Source organism: Mesorhizobium sp. B2-5-3 (assembly GCF_006441005.1).
GTDB lineage: Bacteria > Pseudomonadota > Alphaproteobacteria > Rhizobiales > Rhizobiaceae > Mesorhizobium.
The window spans coordinates 224,195-243,304 of the sequence record NZ_VFUS01000002.1; the positions used below are offsets into that span (position 1 = coordinate 224,195).

19 protein-coding genes and 1 tRNA gene are annotated in these 19,110 nt (G+C 63.9%); 11 read left to right on the forward strand and 9 right to left on the reverse strand.

The annotated features are described in order from the left end of the window. The first annotated feature begins 201 nt into the window (after nt 1–201). The 9 genes from FJ867_RS05665 (at nt 202) to FJ867_RS05705 (ending at nt 8,171) form a co-directional block, all read left to right on the forward strand. On the forward strand, nt 202–960 hold the full coding sequence (locus tag FJ867_RS05665; protein WP_140657318.1) for an SDR family oxidoreductase: 759 nt from the start codon (nt 202–204) through the stop codon (nt 958–960). 111 nt (nt 961–1,071) lie between these two features. Next, nucleotides 1,072–1,458 (forward strand): SET domain-containing protein-lysine N-methyltransferase, encoded by a 387-nt coding sequence (locus tag FJ867_RS05670; RefSeq protein ID WP_140513719.1) that lies wholly within the window; start codon nt 1,072–1,074, stop codon nt 1,456–1,458. A 179-nt stretch (nt 1,459–1,637) separates the two neighbouring features. Continuing rightward, complete coding sequence (gene rpsU, locus FJ867_RS05675) at nt 1,638–1,904, forward strand: 30S ribosomal protein S21 (protein ID WP_010911429.1); 267 nt, start codon at nt 1,638–1,640, stop codon at nt 1,902–1,904. A 141-nt stretch (nt 1,905–2,045) separates the two neighbouring features. Next, nucleotides 2,046–2,888 carry a tetratricopeptide repeat protein gene (locus FJ867_RS05680; protein ID WP_140496334.1) on the forward strand — a complete coding sequence of 281 codons (843 nt, stop codon included), beginning with the start codon at nt 2,046–2,048 and terminating at the stop codon, nt 2,886–2,888. Between the two features lie 201 nt (nt 2,889–3,089). Continuing rightward, nucleotides 3,090–3,566, forward strand: coding sequence for a DUF992 domain-containing protein (locus FJ867_RS05685; RefSeq protein WP_140816760.1), 477 nt, complete (start codon nt 3,090–3,092; stop codon nt 3,564–3,566). A 415-nt stretch (nt 3,567–3,981) separates the two neighbouring features. Beyond that, entirely contained in the window at nt 3,982–4,992 is a 1,011-nt protein-coding gene (locus FJ867_RS05690) for a hypothetical protein (RefSeq protein ID WP_140522454.1), read from the forward strand. 9 nt (nt 4,993–5,001) lie between these two features. Beyond that, nucleotides 5,002–6,009, forward strand: a complete 1,008-nt coding sequence (locus FJ867_RS05695) for a hypothetical protein (RefSeq protein ID WP_140584305.1) — start codon at nt 5,002–5,004, stop codon at nt 6,007–6,009. Between the two features lie 73 nt (nt 6,010–6,082). Continuing rightward, the gene (locus FJ867_RS05700; RefSeq protein ID WP_140816762.1) at nt 6,083–6,556 is read left to right on the forward strand and encodes a DUF992 domain-containing protein; all 474 of its coding nucleotides are present in this window, start codon (nt 6,083–6,085) and stop codon (nt 6,554–6,556) included. A gap of 178 nt (nt 6,557–6,734) precedes the next feature. Continuing rightward, nucleotides 6,735–8,171: an MFS transporter gene (locus tag FJ867_RS05705; protein WP_140657314.1), complete on the forward strand. Its 1,437-nt coding sequence runs from the start codon at nt 6,735–6,737 to the stop codon at nt 8,169–8,171. A gap of 16 nt (nt 8,172–8,187) precedes the next feature. Here the strand turns inward: FJ867_RS05705 and FJ867_RS05710 are convergent, their stop codons facing one another. The 9 genes from FJ867_RS05710 to FJ867_RS05750 form a co-directional block, all read right to left on the reverse strand. Next, nucleotides 8,188–8,880 carry a response regulator transcription factor gene (locus tag FJ867_RS05710; protein ID WP_140560272.1) on the reverse strand — a complete coding sequence of 231 codons (693 nt, stop codon included), beginning with the start codon at nt 8,878–8,880 and terminating at the stop codon, nt 8,188–8,190. Continuing rightward, nucleotides 8,877–11,609: a sensor histidine kinase KdpD gene (locus FJ867_RS05715; RefSeq protein ID WP_140816764.1), complete on the reverse strand. Its 2,733-nt coding sequence runs from the start codon at nt 11,607–11,609 to the stop codon at nt 8,877–8,879. The genes FJ867_RS05710 and FJ867_RS05715 overlap by 4 nt, the downstream gene beginning before the upstream one ends. 53 nt (nt 11,610–11,662) lie before the next feature. Then, on the reverse strand, nt 11,663–12,232 hold the full coding sequence (gene kdpC / locus FJ867_RS05720) for a potassium-transporting ATPase subunit KdpC (RefSeq protein ID WP_140739833.1): 570 nt from the start codon (nt 12,230–12,232) through the stop codon (nt 11,663–11,665). A gap of 12 nt (nt 12,233–12,244) precedes the next feature. Continuing rightward, nucleotides 12,245–14,338 carry a potassium-transporting ATPase subunit KdpB gene (kdpB, locus tag FJ867_RS05725; protein WP_140816766.1) on the reverse strand — a complete coding sequence of 698 codons (2,094 nt, stop codon included), beginning with the start codon at nt 14,336–14,338 and terminating at the stop codon, nt 12,245–12,247. Beyond that, nucleotides 14,335–14,565: a hypothetical protein gene (locus FJ867_RS05730; RefSeq protein ID WP_246675018.1), complete on the reverse strand. Its 231-nt coding sequence runs from the start codon at nt 14,563–14,565 to the stop codon at nt 14,335–14,337. The genes kdpB and FJ867_RS05730 overlap by 4 nt, the downstream gene beginning before the upstream one ends. Nucleotides 14,566–14,577: 12 nt before the next feature. Beyond that, on the reverse strand, nt 14,578–16,278 hold the full coding sequence (gene kdpA / locus FJ867_RS05735; RefSeq protein WP_140816768.1) for a potassium-transporting ATPase subunit KdpA: 1,701 nt from the start codon (nt 16,276–16,278) through the stop codon (nt 14,578–14,580). A 22-nt stretch (nt 16,279–16,300) separates the two neighbouring features. Beyond that, a complete protein-coding gene (kdpF, locus tag FJ867_RS05740; protein WP_015315765.1) occupies nt 16,301–16,390 on the reverse strand; it encodes a K(+)-transporting ATPase subunit F in 90 nt (29 codons plus the stop codon). A gap of 418 nt (nt 16,391–16,808) precedes the next feature. Beyond that, the gene (locus FJ867_RS05745) at nt 16,809–17,033 is read right to left on the reverse strand and encodes an alkylphosphonate utilization protein (protein WP_140584299.1); all 225 of its coding nucleotides are present in this window, start codon (nt 17,031–17,033) and stop codon (nt 16,809–16,811) included. Between the two features lie 260 nt (nt 17,034–17,293). Further along, nucleotides 17,294–17,383 (reverse strand) — tRNA-Ser (locus FJ867_RS05750). A 375-nt stretch (nt 17,384–17,758) separates the two neighbouring features. Here FJ867_RS05750 and FJ867_RS05755 point away from each other — a divergent pair. Beyond that, a complete protein-coding gene (locus tag FJ867_RS05755) occupies nt 17,759–18,508 on the forward strand; it encodes a hypothetical protein (RefSeq protein WP_224655828.1) in 750 nt (249 codons plus the stop codon). Nucleotides 18,509–18,636: 128 nt separating this feature from the next. Further along, nucleotides 18,637–18,954, forward strand: a complete 318-nt coding sequence (locus FJ867_RS05760) for a hypothetical protein (RefSeq protein WP_140816770.1) — start codon at nt 18,637–18,639, stop codon at nt 18,952–18,954. Nucleotides 18,955–19,110: the final 156 nt, after the last annotated feature.

Genomic DNA, 19,110 nt, shown 5'->3' on the forward strand with positions numbered 1-19,110 from the left:
AGGTGTATCACTAGCGAAACAGCGCTGCCACCCTTGCGCTGTTTGCGACGGCTCTTGCCGTTTTGCGCCGCAACCGGCCGCGGCGTGCGAGGCCAGGGAAAATCGGCGGGTTCGCAGCTTTCGGGTGGCTGCGGCCATGCTCATTTGCGACGACGCATCCGACCGCCGGCAAGGCCGGCTTAGCGGAAGGATGACAGAAACATGCTCGCACTCGCCAACAAGATCGCCATCGTCACTGGCGCCAGTTCCGGCATCGGCCGCGCCACTGCAAAGCTCTTTGCCGAGGAAGGAGCCAAGGTCGTCGCCGCCGCGCGCCGCCAGGCCGAGCTCGATAGGCTTGTCGAGGAGATCGTGGAAACCGGCGGCACTGCGATCGCTCTTGCCGGCGACGTCAGGGACGAAGCCTATGCGAAGGCGCTGGTCGATCTCGCGACCGGTAGCTTCGGTGGTCTCGACATTGCATTCAACAATGCCGGCGCTGTCGGCATGATGGCGCCGCTGCCGGACCTGCCGCCGGCGTCGTGGCATGACACGATGGATACCAATCTGACCAGCGCCTATCTGGCCGCCAGGCATCAGATACCGGCGATGCTGGAGCGTGGCGGCGGATCGCTGGTCTTCACCTCCAGCTTCGTTGGCTATACCGCCGGCATGCCAGGCATGGCGGCCTACGCCGCGGCCAAGGCCGGCCTGATCGGCCTGACGCAAGTGCTGGCCGCCGAGTACGGGCCGAAGGGGTTGCGCGTCAACGCACTGCTGCCAGGCGGCACAGACACGCCCGGCGCGACCACAACCACGCCCGAGGCCCGCACGTTCGTCGAAGGTATCCATGCCTTGAAGCGGATGGCCCGGCCGGAAGAGATCGCCCGCTCGGCGCTTTATCTTGCCTCCGACGCGTCGAGCTTCACCACCGGAACCGCACTGTTCGCCGACGGCGGCGTGTCGATCAACCGGACGTGAGCGGTTTCGGCGCCGGCATGCGGATCAACGCGGGCCGCGATGTCGCAATCCGGGCTTGCATTTGGGCTCGAATTGACGATTCCGTTCTCTCCTTGGAAACGGGCCGGAACCATGCTGCTGATCAAAACCTATGTCGCCCAAAGCGCAATCGAGGGCGTCGGCGTGTTCGCCGCCGAGCCGATCAGGAAAGGCGCCTCGATCTGGCGGCTCGACCCGGATTTCGACCGGCTGATCCCGCTGGAAAAATACCAGGCGGCACCCTCGCATCTCAGGGAACTGCTCGACCGCTACGCCTATCCCAGCCCCGACCGGCCCGGCTTCATGGTCTATGAGGTCGACAATGGCCGCTTCATGAACCATTCGGCGACGCCGAACACGGACTTTTCGCAATATGGCGGGGCAACCGCGACCCGCGACATAGCGGCCGGCGAAGAGATAACCTGCGACTATGGCGAATTCTTCGAGGATTTTGAGCGGTTGCATCTGGCCACCGCGTAGTTGGCTGCCTACCTTGCGAGCGCCCGCTGGGCGATTTGGCCGCCTCCCTTCATTTCGGCTGTGGACAGCGCGGCGTGATTCTGCTATCAGCCGCCACAATTCGTGGTGTAAATCGCCGCGGAGGCTAGTGGCTATGGCCGCTTGCCTGTTGATATCAAACCCGAAAGACAGGATTGCCCGTGCAGGTACTCGTCCGCGACAACAATGTTGATCAGGCGCTTCGCGCTCTCAAGAAGAAGATGCAGCGCGAAGGCATCTTCCGCGAAATGAAGATGCGCGGTCACTACGAGAAGCCTTCCGAGAAGCGCGCCCGTGAAAAGGCCGAAGCCGTGCGCCGAGCCCGCAAGCTGGCCCGCAAGCGTGCACAGCGCGAAGGTCTGCTGCCGATGACGCCGCGTCCGGTGGCTGCTGGCGGTGCCGCCGGCGCAGCGCGTCCGCCGCGCTGATTAACGCCAATATTTCGTCCTTTTCGAAGGATACCAGGGGTGGCGCGATGCGGAATCGCCGCCACCTTTTTATTTTGATGTGACCCGGCCCGGAGGGGGGATCCGGACCTGAATGACGCGGCAAGTGAGGACAGGGCAGACATGAACGCAATCAGCGTGGAGAGCAAAACCACATTTCGTGGCTTTGCCCTGGCGACAGCCCTGCTTTCCGGATTGATGCTTGCCGGCTGCCAGACCTCAGGCCCGACCGGCGAGTTCAACAACATCGACAAGGCGCAAGGGTCGAGCGAGAATATCTCCTCGCTGTCGGCGGTGATTCAGCGCAATCCGCAGGATCCTGAAGGCTACAATGTGCGCGGCTCGGCCTATGGCCGGGGCGGCCAATACCAGGCGGCGCTCAAGGATTTCAACCAGGCCATCCAGCTTAACCCGAATTTCTACCAGGCCTATTCGAACCGTGCGCTCATCCAGCGCTTCCTCGGCAATCAGGAAGCAGCGCTGGCGGACTACAACCGCTCGATCCAGATCAATGGCAACTACGATGCCGCCTATATCGGCCGTGGCAATCTCTACCGCAAGGCCGGCCGCACCCAGGAAGCCTTCAACGACTTCCAGAAGGCGATCCAGCTCGACACGACCGATGCCCGCGCCTATCACAATCGGGGCCTGATCTATCAGAGCCAGGGCCAGCACAAATTCGCCATCGAGGATTTCTCGACCGCCATCTCGCTGGCCCCGGACGCCGCCGAGCCGTATAATGGCCGCGGCCTTTCCTACCTCGCCACCAATGACGAGGACAATGCCTTTTCCGATTTCAACATGGCCATCAAGCTCGACGGCAAGAACGCCGAAGCCTGGTCCAACCAGGCGCTGATCTACGAGCGGCGCGGCGACAAGGCCAAGGCGGCCAAGTCCTACCGCGAAGCCGTTCGGCTCGATCCCACCTACCAGCCTGCCAAGGATGGCCTCGCCCGCGTCAGCTGAGATCAGGCAAGGCCGGCCAAGCCCACACGCGTCGGATGCGTGTCCGAAAGGACACGTATCGCCGCAGATCGCCATCAATCCGGCAACCGCGCGCTGACCCCGCTGCAAGCCGTGATCGCCTGCCTTGTTCGCGCCAAGGTTTCAGCGGAACGGTCTGGTCACCCAGCCGTTACTTTGAAGCGTTTTGCGAAAGGACCTCCCATGATCAAGAAACTCGTCTGCGCCGCTGCGCTCGCCACGACCATGTTCGCTGTTGCACCGGCAAGCGCCGGCAGACTGCAGCTCGGCACGCTCGACTGCACCATCGACGGCGGCACCGGCTACATCGTGACATCCAACAAGGGCGTGTCCTGTGTCTTCCGTCCTTCCCATCACGGGGCGCCGGAAATTTACACCGGGGTCATCTCCAAGCTCGGCGTCGACGTCGGCCAGACGCACCAGGGCCAGTTGGTATGGGCCGTACTGGCGGCGACCCGTGACCGCGACGCGGGTGACCTTGCCGGCAGCTACTACGGCGTCAATGCCGAGGCGAGCGTCGTGACCGGCGGCGGCGCCAATCTGCTGGTCGGCGGCTTCGACAGCGCCTTCATGCTGGAGCCGCTCAGCGTCCAGGCGCAGACCGGCGTCAACCTGGCCGTTGCCGTGACCTCGCTTGAGCTGATCCACTCTCTCAAGTAACGGCACGTTGATCTTCTCGGCACGGACGGCAACCGCGCGATGATCAAAATAGCGCGCGGTGGACTTGGTTCCGCCGCGCGCTTTGCATTTGCGAACTGCTGTGACCAGGCCAAGCTAGCAGATCGAAATTATTGCCGATGGAAGACTTGCTCGTTCTGTGCTACCAACCGGAAATGTTGCTGGCTCTGCGCGAAAATGCGCGCGAGCTCCGGCAGATGTAAAGACATCGTCGAATGCAATTTTGTTGCAGCTGCCGGAGGCCATGATGGATTTCATCGAGCAGTTATTCGGATTTTCGCCCGATGGCGGGTCGGGATCCTTCGAACTTCTTCTGATACTCGCACCATTCTTGATTGCCGCTGTCTGGTTTTTCATGCGTCGACAGCGACGTTGACGAAATGGCCGCGGACTGGCCATGAACCCGCTCCCCAAAGTACTGGATTTCCTGAACGCGCTCGCCGACGCGTTCACCGAGTGGCCATCGAACCTGCGCCAGATCGCTGCCCGGATCTGCGCCCTCGCCAGATTGCTCTGCGAAAGAATGAAGCTCCCCGATCGGTTGGACCGAAGCGGGCCGCAACGTTGCGTCAAGATCAGCGACCCCGCCTATAAACGCCCGGATCCCCTGATCTACGCGCAGTATTATTTGATGGGCCAGGGCCTCGCCGTCACATGGGACAACCCCGACATCGAGATCCGAAGCGGCGGCAATCCTGTCGCACCACATATGCTGGCGCCCGACACCGAATATGAAATCGTCGCCCGTATCTGGAACAACTCGACCGAGGCCCCGGTCGTCGATCTGCCGGTGAAATTCTCCTATCTGAGTTTCGGCATCGGCACGGTGTCGCATTGGATCGATGAGACCAGGACCGATCTCGGCGTCAAGGGCGGGGCCAACCATCCGGCTTTCGCGTCGGTCAAATGGCGAACTCCGGCAGCGCCTGGTCACTATTGCATCCAGGTCCTGCTCGACTGGCTCGACGATGCGAACCCGAACAACAACCTAGGCCAGGACAACACCACCGTCGGTGTCGCCCATTCGCCCGCAAGATTTGAATTTCGCCTGCGCAATGGCGAGCGGGAGAGGATGGGATTTCGTCTCGAGGCCGATGCCTATTCCCTTCCTGAATTGCCGGTCTGTGAGCCGCGCCCTCGCCCGAGGCCGCGTCGCCGGCCCTTGCGCACCTTCCCCGGCACCATCGCGGCAGTGCCTGTCGGCCACACCCGTCAATCGCATCCTTTGCCCGCCGGCTGGCTTGTCACGTTCGAGCCCGCACAAGCGGACCTTGCCCCGGGTGAGGAAATCCCCGTCACTGTCAATATTGAACCGCCAGCCGGTTTCACCGGCCGTAAGGCAATCAACGTTCATGCTTTCTCGGCCCGCGGCCTCGCCGGCGGCGTGACGCTCTATGTCGAGCGATAGGGGGTCGCCATGGCTTATCGGCACTACACCAAATGCGTATCGGTCGGAAATCACCACGGCAAACAATACGGGCAGATGATCATTGCGGCGGCCGTGGTCGCTTTGCCGCTCATCCTTGTGGGCGCCCTTCCCGGACCGGCCGCCATGCTGGTGGCGCTTGCGGCCATATTGGCCTATTGCCGCTGGTGGCTGTACGACCGGCTGATCTGTCTCGGTGGCGACGAATGCGCGGTGGGCTGGCTGCTCAAGGTCGATCCGCCGGAGGAGAAGTCGGGACTGGACCGGTTCGACACCGACTACAGTCTCAATCTGGTGCCGGCCAATGTCGTCGAATTCACCAACCAGGCAACGGCCGAAAAGATAGCGCCGTTTGGACGCCTGATCGCCAACACGCCTGCGATCCAGGGCGCGGGCCTCGACTGGAAAGGTCAGGAAGCGCGCCAATGGGCCAATGACGACCCGACCGCGGTGCTGCATTGCGAGTTCGAAGGCGCCGGCGTCTACGACCTCATGATAGCCTGCCTTGCCGCAATTCCAGTCGCCACGGCCGCCGCGGTTGCTTGCGCCATTCCCTTCTTCGGCTGGATCGCCTGCGCGGTCCTGTCGCTCATCGCGGCGGTCATCGTCATCATAGGCGGCATAGTCGGCCTGCTCGACACAGCCAATCCGACGGATCTCGACGAGAATCTCGGCGATCTTCACGTCAACGATCCGACGCGCCGCGGCGCGGACATCCTGTTCGTCAAGGGAACGTGGGTCTACGATTCGGCACATGACGGCTGGAACGAAATCCATCCCATCAAGCACTGTCAGAAGATCGGCACCTGGAACGGCAGCTGGAACGAATCCCCGGTTCCCGACGGCAGCCCCGCGCGCTGGTGTGAAGCCGTTGAGACGGCAGGATCGCCATTGACCGTCGCATCCCAGCAGGAGCCTCAGAACCAGTGGACGATACATCCCGCCATAGACGGTTGCCGGCCAAAGCCCGACGATCACCGACCGGACCCCGTGCACTGACCTGGCATCCTTCGCTCGCGAAGCAGTGTCATCTGCTCCTCAAAGATGGCTGCAGCGAATGCACGAGGGGCCCATGACACGCAAAATGATCCTTGCTGCCATCGTTGCCATTGCCAGCCCCGCCTTGGCCCAGGCACAGGACCAGGGCATCGAGCTCGGCACACTTGAATGCGCCATATCGGGCGGCACCGGCTTCATCTTCGGCTCGAGCAAGGATCTGAGCTGCACCTTCACCCCTGCCGACAAGACTTTCGCGCCGGAAGCCTATTTCGGCGCGGTCAACAAATACGGCCTCGACATCGGCACGACCAAGCAGGCGGTGATGCGATGGCTGGTGCTGACGCCGCTGAAGAACATCTACGCGCCGGGCGCATTGGCCGGCGACTATGTCGGCGCCAGCGCCGAGGTGACGGCAACCGTCGGCGCCGGGGCCAATCTGCTGGTTGGCGGCTCCTTCACCTTGCAGCCGCTCAGCCTGCAGACCCAGACCGGCATCAATTTCGCCATCGGTGTCAGCCAGTTCCAGCTGCGCAGCACGGAGAACTGATTGGCCGGCGATGCCGGCCGGCCAGGGATGCGGGCATCCACGAACATGTCCAAAAAATCGCTTGAGCTCAAGCTTGGTTGAGGTTCTACAAACCCATCCGACCATGGTCCTGCCGGACCCCCGAGCCGGCTCCTGGCGCCATGCGTTTGCATCGGGATATGAAATTCGAGGGACCGAAGTGACCGACATCAGCACAAACAGGGTCGACTGGCGCGCATTGTGGGCGAGCGGCGACCTCGCGCGCTTCTGCTTCATCAGCCTCGGCATCCTGCTGCACGCCACCAACGAGACGATGGTGGCGACCGTCATGCCCGCCATGATCGGCGAACTGGCGGGCGTGCAGCTCGTCGGCTGGTCGCTGGCGATCTATGAACTGGGCGCCATCGTCGCCGGTGCCGCGGCCGGACGGCTGGTCAGCTATGTGGCGCTGCGCACCAACATGGTGGTCGCGGCGCTGCTTTACGCGGCCGGCGCGCTGATCTGCGCCACCGCGCCCTCGATGCAATTGTTCCTGGCCGGGCGCCTGATCGAGGGCCTGGGCGGCGGCGCGCTGGTGTCGCTGGCTTTCGTCTCGGTGGAGCGCCTGTTTCCGCGGGCCATCTGGCCGCAGCTTTTCGGTATCATGTCGGCGATCTGGGGCGTCGCCGCCTTCAGCGGGCCGATGCTTGGCGCGATCATGACAGAGCTTCTGTCATGGCGCTGGGCGTTCGGCATCTTCGTGTTCGGCGGTGCGGCGATGGCGCTGGCGAGCTTCGTCGTGCTCGACACGCCGGAAGCGACGAGGCCGAGTGCCGGCGCGGGCAAGGCACCACCCTTCCCGCTCATAGCGCTTGGCTGCCTTGCCGTCGCCGTCGTGCTGATCGCCTCGGCGGGGGTCGATATCGCCCTTCTGCGCTCGTCGCTGCTGATGGTGCTCGGCCTGATCGGCCTTGTGCTGTTCTTCCGTATCGATGCGCTGAAGCCGAAATCGCGGCTTTTCCCCTCGCGGCTGTTCTCGTGGCGCACGCCGGTCGGCAGCGGCATGACCATGGTCGCCGCCTTCTCGGTGGCGACCTGTTCCTTTGCCATTTACGGCCCGCTGCTTCTGACCACGCTGCACCACGTTCCGCTCCTGACCACCGGCTACATCATCGCCGCCGAATCGATCGCCTGGTCGATCCTGTCGATCCTTGTCGCCAACGCGCCACAGGAGCGTGAGAGATCGATCATCGTCATCGGCGCCCTGATGATCGCCACCGGCCTCGCTGGTTTCGCCTACACCATCCCGGCAGGCTCGATCCCGCTGATCCTGGTATGCGCCCTTTTGCAGGGTGGCGGCTTCGGCGTTGCCTGGCCGTTCCTGACGCGCGTCATCGTGGCCTCCGCGCCGGAAGATGAGCAGACCATCGCCTCGGCCGCGGTGCCGACCATGCAGCGCATCGGCTATGCGGTGGGTGCCGCCCTTGCCGGCATCGTCGCCAATGCCAGCGGCTTCTCGCAAGGCCTGAACCGGGACGCGGCGGCTGATGTGGCAACCTGGCTGTTCCTCGCCTTCGTGCCGCTCGGCATCATTGGCTGCCTCGCCGCCCTGCGCACATCGACGACCGCGAACCGGCTGCCGGAAGCTGTCGGCTAATCAGGCCAGGCAACGCTCATTCGACCTCGCGCAGGCGGTAGCCGACGCCGGTCTCGGTGGTGATGTAGCGCGGCTGGTCCGGCGTCTTCTCGATCTTCTGCCGCAACTGCCGGACATAGACCCGCAGATACTGCACGTCGGTCGAATCGTTCCACACCTGCTTCAGCAGGAACTGGTGCGTGAGAACCTTGCCCGCATACTGCACGAGAATGCGCAGAATGTCGTATTCCTTGGGCGACAGCTTCACCTCCTTGCCCCCGACCTTGACGATGCGCTTGACCAGGTCGACGCTGAGATCACCGGTTTGGAACACCGGCCTCTCGCCCTGCTGCTGGAACTTGTGCCGCAGTGCCACACGGATGCGCGCCACCAGCTCGTTCATTCCGAACGGCTTGGTGATGTAGTCGTCGGCGCCGAGTTCGAGCGCGTCGACGATGCCGGCCTCGTCGGCGCGGCTGGAGAGAATGACCACCGGGATATCGAGGCCGTCGTCGCGCCATTTGCGCAGCAGTTCATGGCCGCTCATGCCGGGCAGGCCAAGGTCGAGCAGCACGAGATCCGGTTTTTCCTGCACCATCAGCTCGATAGCCGCCTTGGCGTTCGGCGCCTCGCTGACCGCGTAGCCCTGGCTGGCGAGGCCGACCCGGAGCAACTTGCGGATCGGCGGCTCGTCATCGACGACCAATATCCTGACGTTCGAATTGGTCATCGAGGCTGATCCGCGCTGGAGCCGATGCGATTGCCGATGTTGGGCAACTCCGCCGGCACCGGCATCCTGATGGTGAAGGCAGCACCCGAACGGTCGGTCCGGTTGGCGGCCGAGATCGTGCCGCCCATCGCCTCGATGAAGCCGCGGCAGATCGACAGGCCGAGCCCGGTGCCGGCGCGCACCTGGTCGCCCTTGCGCACCCGGTAGAAAGTATCGAACACGCGCTCAAGATCCTGCGGAGGGATGCCCAATCCCTCATCCATGATCTGAAGCACGACGGAGCCGATGTCGGTCCAGCCCTGCAGGCGGATCGTCGAGCCGGGCGGCGAATATTTCGACGCATTGTCGAGCAGATTGAACAGGACCTGCTCGAACAGCACAGGGTCGAGCTTCAGCATCGGCAGGTCGGGCGGAATATCGACCTCGATCTTGTGCTCGCTGGTGATCTTGCGGGCGCGATCGAGCGCGGTGCCGACGACGTCGCCGACATAGTGCAGCGCATAGTTCGGCTCCATCGCACCGGATTCGATCTTGGTCATGTCGAGCAGATTGGCGATGAAGCGGTTCAGCCGTTCCGCTTCGTCGACCACCGTCGACAACAGCTCCGTCCGGTCCTGCTCGGGTAGATCAGGCGCGAACTCCCTGAGAGTGCCGGCCGCGCCCATGATGGCGGCGAGCGGCGTCTTCAGATCATGGGAGATGGAGGTCAGCAACGCCGAGCGCAGCCTGTCGGCTTCGGCCGCGAGCTTGGCACGATCAACGTCGGCGACGAGCTGGATGCGCTCGATGGCGACCGCTGCCTGGTCGGCCAGCGCGTCGAGCAGCCGCTGCTGCTCGGGCGTCAGCAGCGGACCCTGCTTGTCGTTGTCGAGGCCGACCACGCCGACCGCCGTGCGCCCGGTGCGTAGCGGCAGATAGAGCCGCTTCGCACCGGGCAGCGTATCGGCGCCGCGGCCGGCGGCGCGATCGTGCTCCCAGGCCCAGCGGGCGGCGGCGATGTCGGCCTCGGCCAGCGTGTCGTCGGGCGGATAGCCCGCCTTGACGGTGATGGCGCCGTTTTCGGGCAAAAGCAGCACCACCCGCAATTTCAGCATCGAGGCGATCTGGAAGGCCGTGACCCACAGAACGTCGTCGAGCGTACCGGCGCCGGCAAGCTTCTTGGAAAACAGATAGATATCCTCCGTGGCCCGCGCCCGTGAGCGGGCGGCGGCGGCCTGACGCTGCACGCGCGCCGTCAGGTTGCTGGCGATGACGGCAACGACGAGGAAGACGGCAAACGCAACGATGCTCTCGGGATCCCTGATCGTCAGCGTGTAGCGCGGCTCGAGGAAGAAGTAGTTGAAGGCAAGGGCGCTCAGGAAACAGGCGTACAAGGCCGGCCACAGTCCGAACGTCACCGCCGATGTCAGCACCGCCAGCAGCAGCACGATCGCCAGATTGCGCACGTCGAGGAACTGATCGAGAACCGTGCCGACGGCCAGCGAGCCCGCGACATAGGCCGTGGCGAACAGATACGGCCATATCTGGAACGGCCGCTGCTCGGCCGCCGTCCTGACCTTTCTCGATGCTGCGTCGGTATCGCGCTCGGTTCCCGAGATGACATGGACGCTGATGTCGCCGGCATTGCGGATCAGATCATAGGTGAGCGAGCCCTCGATCAATTCCCGCCAGCGCGACCGGGTCGGCCTGCCGACCACGATATGGGTGAAATTGTTCGCCGTCGCATGGCGCACGATGTCCTGCGCGACGTTCTGGCCCGGAATGGTCGTCACCTCGGCGCCGAGTTGCTCGGCGAGGCGCAGATGGTTCGCCAGCCTGCCCTTCTCTTCTTCCGACATGGCGGCCGAACGAGGCGTGTCGACATGAAGCGCCGTCCATGGCGCGCGGAGCCGGTCGGCCAGCCTGCGCGCATAGCGCACGCGCGCCGCCCCGCCCGGACGCGCGTCGAGGCAAACGAGCACCCTTTCCCCCGCCGCCCATGGGCCCTGGATGGCATGGGACTGCATGTGGTTGAGCAGTTGTTCGTCGACACGCTGGGCGGTGCGGCGCAGCGCCAGTTCGCGCAGCGCCGTCAGATTGCCCGGCGAGAAATAGTTCTCGATGGCGCGCTGGGCGGTGTTGGGGAAATAGACCTTGCCTTCCTCCAGCCGCTTGATCAGGTCGTCGGGCGTCAGATCGATGATTTCGACGTCGTCGGCCTGGTCGATGATGGAATCGGGAACCGTCTCGCGCACCCTGACCCGCGTGATCTGGGCGACGACGTCGTTCAGGCTTTCGACATGCTGGATGTTGAGCGTCGTGTAGACGTCGATGCCGCGCGCCAGGATTTCCTGCACGTCGAGATAGCGCTTGGGGTGACGGCTGCCGGGCGCGTTTGTATGGGCGAGTTCGTCGACCAGGACCAGTGCCGGGCGGCGTGCCAGGATGGCGTCTATGTCCATCTCGTCGAGGGTGCGTCCCTTGTATTCGACCGGGCGGCGCGGAATGACCTCGTAGCCCTCGACGAGGGCCAGGGTTTCCTTGCGGCCGTGCGTCTCGACCACGCCGATCACCACGTCGATGCCGTCGGCCAGCCTGGCGCGTCCCGACATCAGCATTTCATAGGTTTTGCCGACGCCCGGTGCCGCGCCCAGGAAGATGCGCAGACGCCCGCGGCCCTCGCGCTCGGCATGCTCGAGCAGCGCGTCGGGGGAAGGTCTGTTTTCGACGTTGCTTCTGTCGTCCGGCATCGGCATCCAGTTTGAACGGCGCCGGGGACGGTGTCGATCCCCGGCGCTGTTCTTCATTGCTTGGCTGTGTCGTCCAATGCGAGGTTAAGGGCCAGCACATTGACCACCGGCTCGCCCAGCACGCCGAGCTCCCGGTCCTCGACATGGCTGTCGACGAGCGCCTTGACTTTGGCTTCATCGATGCCCCTTGCCTTGGCGACACGCGGAACCTGGAAAGAAGCGTCCTCGGGGCTGATGTCGGGATCGAGCCCGCTGCCCGATGTCGTGAAAAGGCCCATCGGAACCGGCGCATTGGGGTTTTCGGCCTTCAACTTCGCCGCGTCGCCCTTGATGCGCTCGATCAGCTTGGGGTTGGACGGACCCAGATTCGAGCCGCTGGAGGCGCCGGCGTCGTAGCCATTGCCGGCCGCCGAGGGCCGGCCGTGGAAATAGCGGTCGCTGGCGAAGGCCTGGCCGATCAGTTCCGAACCCACCACCTTGCCGTCCTTCTCGATCAGGCTGCCATTGGCCTGTTTCGGGAACAGCGCCTGGGCGATGCCGGTCATGCCGAGGGGATAGATGAGCCCGGTCAGCACGGTGAAGAAGACGATCATGACGATCGCGGGTCTGATTTGCTTGAGCATCGGAGTGATCCCTTATGCAAGGCCGAGGGCCGTGACGGCCATGTCGATAATCTTGATGCCGGCGAACGGCACGATGATGCCGCCGAGGCCGTAGACGAGCAGGTTGCGGCTGAGCAGCGCCCCGGCGCCGATTGCCCGGTATTTGACGCCGCGCAGCGACAGCGGGATCAGCGCGATGATGATCAGCGCGTTGAAGATGATGGCCGACAGGATGGCGCTCTGCGGCGTCGCCAGATGCATGATGTTGAGCGCCTGCAGCGGACCTGTGGTGTGGCCGGGTGCGACGTAGAACACGGCGAACATGGCCGGGATGATGGCGAAGTACTTGGCCACGTCATTGGCGATGGAGAAGGTGGTCAGCGAACCGCGCGTCATCAGCAGCGCCTTGCCGATCTCGACGATCTCGATCAGCTTGGTCGGATCGCTGTCGAGGTCGACCATGTTGCCGGCCTCGCGCGCCGCCACCGTGCCGGTGTTCATGGCGACGCCGACGTCGGCCTGGGCAAGGGCCGGCGCGTCGTTGGTGCCGTCGCCGCACATGGCGACCAGCTTGCCCTTGGCCTGCTCGTCGCGGATCAGTTTCAGCTTGTCCTCCGGCGTCGCCTGGGCAAGGAAGTCGTCGACGCCGGCTTCGGCCGCGATGGCCGCCGCCGTCATCGGATTGTCCCCTGTGATCATCACCGTGCGTATGCCCATGCTGCGCAGCTCGGCGAAGCGCTCGCGGATGCCGCCCTTGACGATGTCCTTGAGGTGCACGATGCCGAGCAGGCGCCCGTCGCGCTCCACCGCAAGCGGCGTGCCGCCCGATTTGGCGACCTCGTCGGCGATCGCCTGCAAATCCCTGATCGTATCGCTGCTGGGGCGCGTCGCGTGGCTGGCGACAGTCGACTGGTTGACATGGGCGAGCACGGAATCGACCGCGCCCTTGCGCACCGAGGAGCCGTCTATGTCGACGCCGCTCATCCGGGTCTGCGCGGTGAAGGGCACGAAGGTGGCGTGCAGTGTCGCCATGTCGCGGGCGCGGATGGCGTATTCTTCCTTGGCCAGCACGACGATCGAGCGGCCTTCCGGTGTTTCGTCGGCGAGCGAGGCAAGCTGCGCCGCGTCGGCCAGTTCCTGCTCGGTGACGCCCTTCACCGGCCGGAATTCGGTCGCCTGGCGGTTGCCGAGCGTGATGGTGCCGGTCTTGTCGAGCAAAAGCGTGTCGACGTCACCGGCCGCTTCGACGGCGCGGCCGGACATGGCGAGCACATTGAAGCGCACCAGACGGTCCATGCCGGCGATGCCGATGGCCGACAAAAGCGCACCGATCGTGGTCGGGATCAAGGTCACGAACAAAGCGACGAGCACCGTGACCGGGATATAGCCCCCCGAATAGGAAGCGAAGCTCGGGATGGTAGCGGTGGCCAGCACGAAGATCAGCGTCATGCCCACCAGCAGGATGTTGAGCGCGATCTCATTCGGAGTCTTCTGGCGCTCGGCGCCCTCGACCAGCGAGATCATGCGGTCGAGAAAGGTGTGGCCGGCGGCGGCGGTGATGCGCACGCGGATCCAGTCGGAGAGCACCTGCGTGCCGCCGGTGACCGCGGAGCGGTCGCCGCCGGATTCGCGAATGACAGGCGCCGATTCGCCCGTGATCGCCGCCTCGTTGACCGAAGCCACGCCTTCGATCACCTCGCCGTCGGAGGGGATGATGTCGCCGGCCTCGACCAGCACGGCGTCGCCCACCTTCAGGCTGGTGCCGGGCACCAGCTTGAATTTCGTCCGGTCCTCGCCGGTCAGAAGCTTGGCCTGGGTCTCGGTGCGCGCCTTGCGCAGCGAATCGGCCTGCGCCTTGCCGCGGCCTTCGGCGACGGCTTCGGCGAAGTTGGCGAACAGCACGGTGAACCACAGCCAGATGATGATCTGGATGGTGAAGCCGAGATTGCCGCCGCCGCTGGCGAGGTCCTTGACGAAAAGCACTGATGTCAGCGCCGAGACGACGGCAACGACGAACATTACCGGGTTCCTGGCCAATGTGCGTGGGTTCAGCTTTCTGAAGGCGCCGCCGATGGCGGGCCACAGGATGCCGGCATCCATGATGCTGGCTGATTTCGACTGGCTCATTTTGAAGCTCCAGCTTCGGTGTTGTTGGGCGGCACCGAGCGGTCGGATGCCGAAAGAAGATGCGGAAGCCCGTAGGCCAGCAACCACAGAACGATCATGACGGCGGCGATGCCGAGGAATGTCGACATGGTGGGGAAAGGAGGAGGCCGTTCCTCCTTTCCGTTGTCGGCGGGATGGCGATCGTTGCGATGCCTGTTGTTGAACCAGGACATTTCCGTTTCAGCCAAGACACTTCCGTCTCAGAATGTCTGCCCGTGGATGGCGGCCAGATGCTCGACGATCGGCCCGACGGCGAGCGCCGGGAAGAAGGTCAGGCCGCCGACGATCACGATGACGCCGACCAGCAGTCCGACGAACAGCGGGCCGTCGGTCGGGAAGGTGCCGGCCGAGGCGGGCACGGTCTTCTTCGCCGCCAGCGAGCCGGCGATGGCGAGCGCCGGGATGATGACCAGGAAACGGCCCATGAGCATGCCGAGACCCAGCGTGATGTTGTACCAGGGCGTGTTGCCGGTGAGGCCGCCGAAGGCCGAGCCGTTGTTCGCCGCCGCCGACGTATAGGCGTAGAGGATCTCGGAGAAGCCATGCGGCCCGCCATTGGCGATCGATGCCACGGCGCTCGGCAGGAGCACCGCGATGGCCGTGAAGACCAGCATCGCCAGCGGCAGGCACAGGATCGCCAGCATCGCCATCTTGACCTCCTTGGCCTCGATCTTCTTGCCGAGATATTCGGGCGTGCGACCGACCATCAGGCCGGCGACGAAGACGGCGATGAGAATGAACATCAGGATGCCGTAGAAGCCGGCGCCCACGCCGCCGACGATGACTTCGCCGAGCTGCATGTTGATGAGCGGGATCATGCCGCCGAGCGCGGTGAACGAGTCATGCATGGCATTGACCGCGCCGCAGGAGGCCGCCGTGGTGATGACCGCGAACAGCGCCGAAAGCGCGATGCCGAAGCGGGTTTCCTTGCCTTCCATGTTGCCGCCGTCGATGCCCAGCGCATGGACCAGCGGATTGCCCGCGGCTTCCGCCCAATAGCAGACCGCGACCCCGGCGATGAACAGCGCGCCCATAGCGGCCAGGATCGCCCAGCCCTGGCGCTGGTTGCCGACCATGCGGCCGAAGACGTTGGTGAGCGCCGCGCCGATGGCGAAGATCGACAGCATCTGGATCAGGTTGGAGATGGCGTCCGGATTCTCGAAGGGATGCGCGGCATTGGCGTTGAAGAAGCCGCCGCCATTGGTGCCGAGCATCTTGATGGCGATCTGCGAGGCGACCGGCCCGACGGCGATGGTCTGCTGCACGCCTTCGAGCGTGGTGGCGTCGACATAGGCTCCCAGCGTCTGCGGCATGCCGAGCCAAACATAGACCAGGGTGAGCACGACGCAGAGCGGCAAAAGCACGTAGAGCGTGGCACGGGTCATATCGACCCAGAAATTCCCAATCGACTTGCCGGAAGCGCGGGCAAAGCCGCGGATCAGCGCCATGGCGATGGCGATGCCGGTGGCCGCCGACAGGAAGTTCTGCACGGTGAGGCCGGCCATCTGCACGAGATAGGACATCGTGCTCTCGCCGCCGTAGTTCTGCCAGTTGGTATTGGTCATGAAACTGGCGGCGGTGTTGAAGGCGAGCCCCGGCTCGACCGCGCTCATGCCGGCCGGGTTGTAGGGCAGGCCGCCTTGCAGGCGCTGCAGGAAATAGAGCGCCAGGAAACCGGCAAGGTTGAACAACAGCATGGCGGCGGCATAACCCGTCCAGTGCTGCTCCTGGTCGCCGGTTCCAGCCAGGCGGTAAAGGGCCCGCTCGACGGGGCCGAGCACCGGCGACAGCAAGGTGCGGTCGCCGGTGAAGACGCGATGCATGTAGCCGCCCAGCGGCTTCACGAGCAAAACCAGGATCCCGCAATAGAGAAGGATCTGTATCCATCCGTTGATAGTCATGATGTGGCTTTCCGTGCGCCGGTCAGAAGCGTTCCGGGCGGATCAGGGCGTATGTCAGATAGGCGAGCAGGAACAACGTCACGCCGCCACCGAGGATGTAATCGACAAGCATGGCCCGATCGCTCAAATTCTGTCGCAGGCTTTGACGTAGGCAAAGGAGAGGGCGAAAAACAAAACCCCGATCCCGAGAACAATGATGTCCATTATGCTTGTCCTTGCTTTGATTTTTCCACTTTGCGCCCGCTCGAAGCAGCTTGGCGATTACGTGAGAACGCCCCGCCCACTTGGGTGACGGCGTCCGACGTTTTTCTCAAAGCGGAATATGGACCCGATCGCCATAAAGGTTCGAGACGGGGCAAAGCGGAAAGAAATAGGAATTTTGTAAAGATTTTCGGCGGATGAATTGGAAGTGGTGAACGCGTCCTGGCGCTCCAGCGATATCGTCAGTCGTAAGGGGTAACAGGTTGGCCGACGAAACGGCTCGCCGCCGGTAAACGCATTCTACCCCTGCGGCTCGACCGCCTTGAGGGTCACGCCTTCTTTACGAACTCGGTTTTGAGCACCAGGCCCTTCACTTGCCTGGTACTGCATTCGATCTCACCGGGATTACCGTTAAGGCGAATGTTCTTCACCAACGTGCCGCGCTTGATCGTCTCCGAAGTGCCCTTGACCTTGAGGTCCTTCATCAGCGTAACGGAATCGCCGTCACTCAACTGAGCGCCGTTGCTGTCGCGCACCATTACATCGTCCGGCATGCCATCTCCTGTGGTCGGGATCACCCATTACCAGATCACCGGGAATTCCAAAACCGGGTCGGGGGCGGCGTGTTCATAGAATGCCCAAGGATCACTCGACGCGCTTCCCAAAGCGCTCGAAACTAACAGCTGCTTTTTTAATCGTGCAAGCCGGTCGGCAAGGTTGATGACCCTGCCCTCCTACGCTGAAGCTTCGGAGGGCATCCTGCTTCGCGCTGTCGATTGAGCCAATCCTGCGAAGCTCGAAGAGCGAAGCAGGATGGCGGAGAGAGCGGGATTCGAACCCGCGTTACGGTTTCCCGTAAACACACTTTCCAGGCGTGCGCCTTCAACCACTCGGCCACCTCTCCGTCCTTGCCTTTCGCGTCGGCCGGTTTCGCCGCGCGGGTTGGGGAGATGCTCTCCCTTTGGGGATGCGTGCGGAAATGCCCGCACCGGGCGCCGCCAACCAGCGGACTCCCTGCCCGCACCTGAGCCGTCGAAGCAACAGGCGCGGGGCTCATCTAGTCGATCCGGCGCCGAATGCCAAGCCATAACGGCGGTCAATTCGCTTTGCCGGCCACACGGCGTTCATGGGGGCCGCCGGCACGTCCGTTTGGAGTCCCGCCACTTCAATCGCTGCTTGATGATGTGCACGGGCAAGGCTGCGAGGCCAGCCGCGCTTGACTTCGTCCCGAGCGGCCTGTCGAGTGTCCGAAAGGCTTTGCGGGGGGCATCGTCGCAACATGACGTCAAGCAGCGGAATTCCGGGCGGTACGCCGGACAACGGACAGCCACCGGCCGAGGGAAAGATCCCGGCCCGACATCTGGACAGCGGACTTTCCTATGTCCCGGTGGGCTGGCTGGTTATCGTTATGGCCCTGTCGGTCTATTGGCTGGCGTCGGCCTTGTGGCTGGTGGGGAGTTCAGGCCTGCCGGACCCCGTTTTCTATTTCCTCTTCAGCGGGCTCGTCGCCGACATCATCACCATCCTATGGGGGCTTTACCTGCTCGGCCTCGCCTTCGGCCGTTCGGCGCGCTTCCCCAGCCATTTCACCATCTGGCAGGCCGCCACGATCATATGGCTGCTGGCAAGTCACGCTTACGCACTCGCCGTGCCGGGCTTCGTCTTCTCCGCCAGAAGCCTGGCCATCACCGCCGCCGAGATCGCCATCGGCCTGCTTTGCATCTACCTGTTGCGCCGCGGCTCCGGCGCCGAGACCGTTTATGCCAGGCCGCGAGCCGAAGCGCCGTCGGTCTTCGTTTCCATTGTCGCCGCGCTGCTCGGCATCATCCTCGGCGCGGTCGTCGGCGCGGTGGGTGGCTTCCTGGCCGGTTCGCTCATCGCCGATATCACCGACGTGAGTTGCTTTGAGGGTGCGTGCGGCTACTTCGCCGCCTTCATCGGCCTGGCCGGGCTGGTGGTCGGCGCCATTGCCGGCGGCATTCTCGCCGTCTGGCTCGCCAACCGGCGCAAGCGCAGGCCGGCCGGCTAGGCTGCGTCGGCCGCGATTCAATTCGCGTGCCGTGATTGCGAATAGGGTCTACGCGCTCTATTTCTCGTTCGGAACACCGCCGGAGACCTCGGGAGGATATTGAGGATCGGCCAGGGGAAAGGTCTTTGATGCTTCGATTTGTCTTTCGTCTCGCGGCCATGGTCGCGCTGTCGATTTCGGTCATCATGGCGGTGCTTGACACGACACGCACGGTGGCCGCCTCGGCACTGGTGCTGACCCCGCTCAATGCAAGCTGGCTGGCCGTGTCGCCCGACACGCGCGCCGCCTTTGAAAGCTTCGTTCGCGCCAAGGCCGGCCCGCTGCTATGGGACGGCGCCATCGCCTGGGTGCTCAACCAGCCGGGCTTTGCCGTGTTCGCGGTGCTTGCCTTGCTGCTCTACGCCATCGGCTACAGGCGGCAGCGGCGCACGAGGCAATTCGCCTGAAGGGCACGGGCATCGCACCCCGCCATGCTTTTCCAAAAGGTCAAAATTCCACGTGAATTTTGTTTCGGGCCGTGCCAGATTGCCGCTGAGCGGGAGGGGAATATACACTCCTGGCTGACGTCGCGCGCATGCCGGAGAACCGGGCAGGCGGGCGGG

Excerpts from the sequence above, each read along its gene's own strand:
- FJ867_RS05665 (WP_140657318.1), top strand. The coding sequence starts at position 202 with ATGCTCGCACTCGCCAACAAGATCGCCATCGTCACTGGCGCCAGTTCC.
- FJ867_RS05670 (WP_140513719.1), top strand. The coding sequence starts at position 1,072 with ATGCTGCTGATCAAAACCTATGTCGCCCAAAGCGCAATCGAGGGCGTC.
- FJ867_RS05680 (WP_140496334.1), top strand. The coding sequence starts at position 2,046 with ATGAACGCAATCAGCGTGGAGAGCAAAACCACATTTCGTGGCTTTGCC.
- FJ867_RS05685 (WP_140816760.1), top strand. The coding sequence starts at position 3,090 with ATGATCAAGAAACTCGTCTGCGCCGCTGCGCTCGCCACGACCATGTTC.
- FJ867_RS05690 (WP_140522454.1), top strand. The coding sequence starts at position 3,982 with ATGAACCCGCTCCCCAAAGTACTGGATTTCCTGAACGCGCTCGCCGAC.
- FJ867_RS05695 (WP_140584305.1), top strand. The coding sequence starts at position 5,002 with ATGGCTTATCGGCACTACACCAAATGCGTATCGGTCGGAAATCACCAC.
- FJ867_RS05700 (WP_140816762.1), top strand. The coding sequence starts at position 6,083 with ATGACACGCAAAATGATCCTTGCTGCCATCGTTGCCATTGCCAGCCCC.
- FJ867_RS05710 (WP_140560272.1), bottom strand. The coding sequence starts at position 8,880 with ATGACCAATTCGAACGTCAGGATATTGGTCGTCGATGACGAGCCGCCG.
- FJ867_RS05715 (WP_140816764.1), bottom strand. The coding sequence starts at position 11,609 with ATGCCGGACGACAGAAGCAACGTCGAAAACAGACCTTCCCCCGACGCG.
- kdpC (WP_140739833.1), bottom strand. The coding sequence starts at position 12,232 with ATGCTCAAGCAAATCAGACCCGCGATCGTCATGATCGTCTTCTTCACC.
- kdpB (WP_140816766.1), bottom strand. The coding sequence starts at position 14,338 with ATGAGCCAGTCGAAATCAGCCAGCATCATGGATGCCGGCATCCTGTGG.
- kdpA (WP_140816768.1), bottom strand. The coding sequence starts at position 16,278 with ATGACTATCAACGGATGGATACAGATCCTTCTCTATTGCGGGATCCTG.
- kdpF (WP_015315765.1), bottom strand. The coding sequence starts at position 16,390 with ATGCTTGTCGATTACATCCTCGGTGGCGGCGTGACGTTGTTCCTGCTC.
- FJ867_RS05745 (WP_140584299.1), bottom strand. The coding sequence starts at position 17,033 with ATGCCGGACGATGTAATGGTGCGCGACAGCAACGGCGCTCAGTTGAGT.
- FJ867_RS05755 (WP_224655828.1), top strand. The coding sequence starts at position 17,759 with ATGACGTCAAGCAGCGGAATTCCGGGCGGTACGCCGGACAACGGACAG.
- FJ867_RS05760 (WP_140816770.1), top strand. The coding sequence starts at position 18,637 with ATGCTTCGATTTGTCTTTCGTCTCGCGGCCATGGTCGCGCTGTCGATT.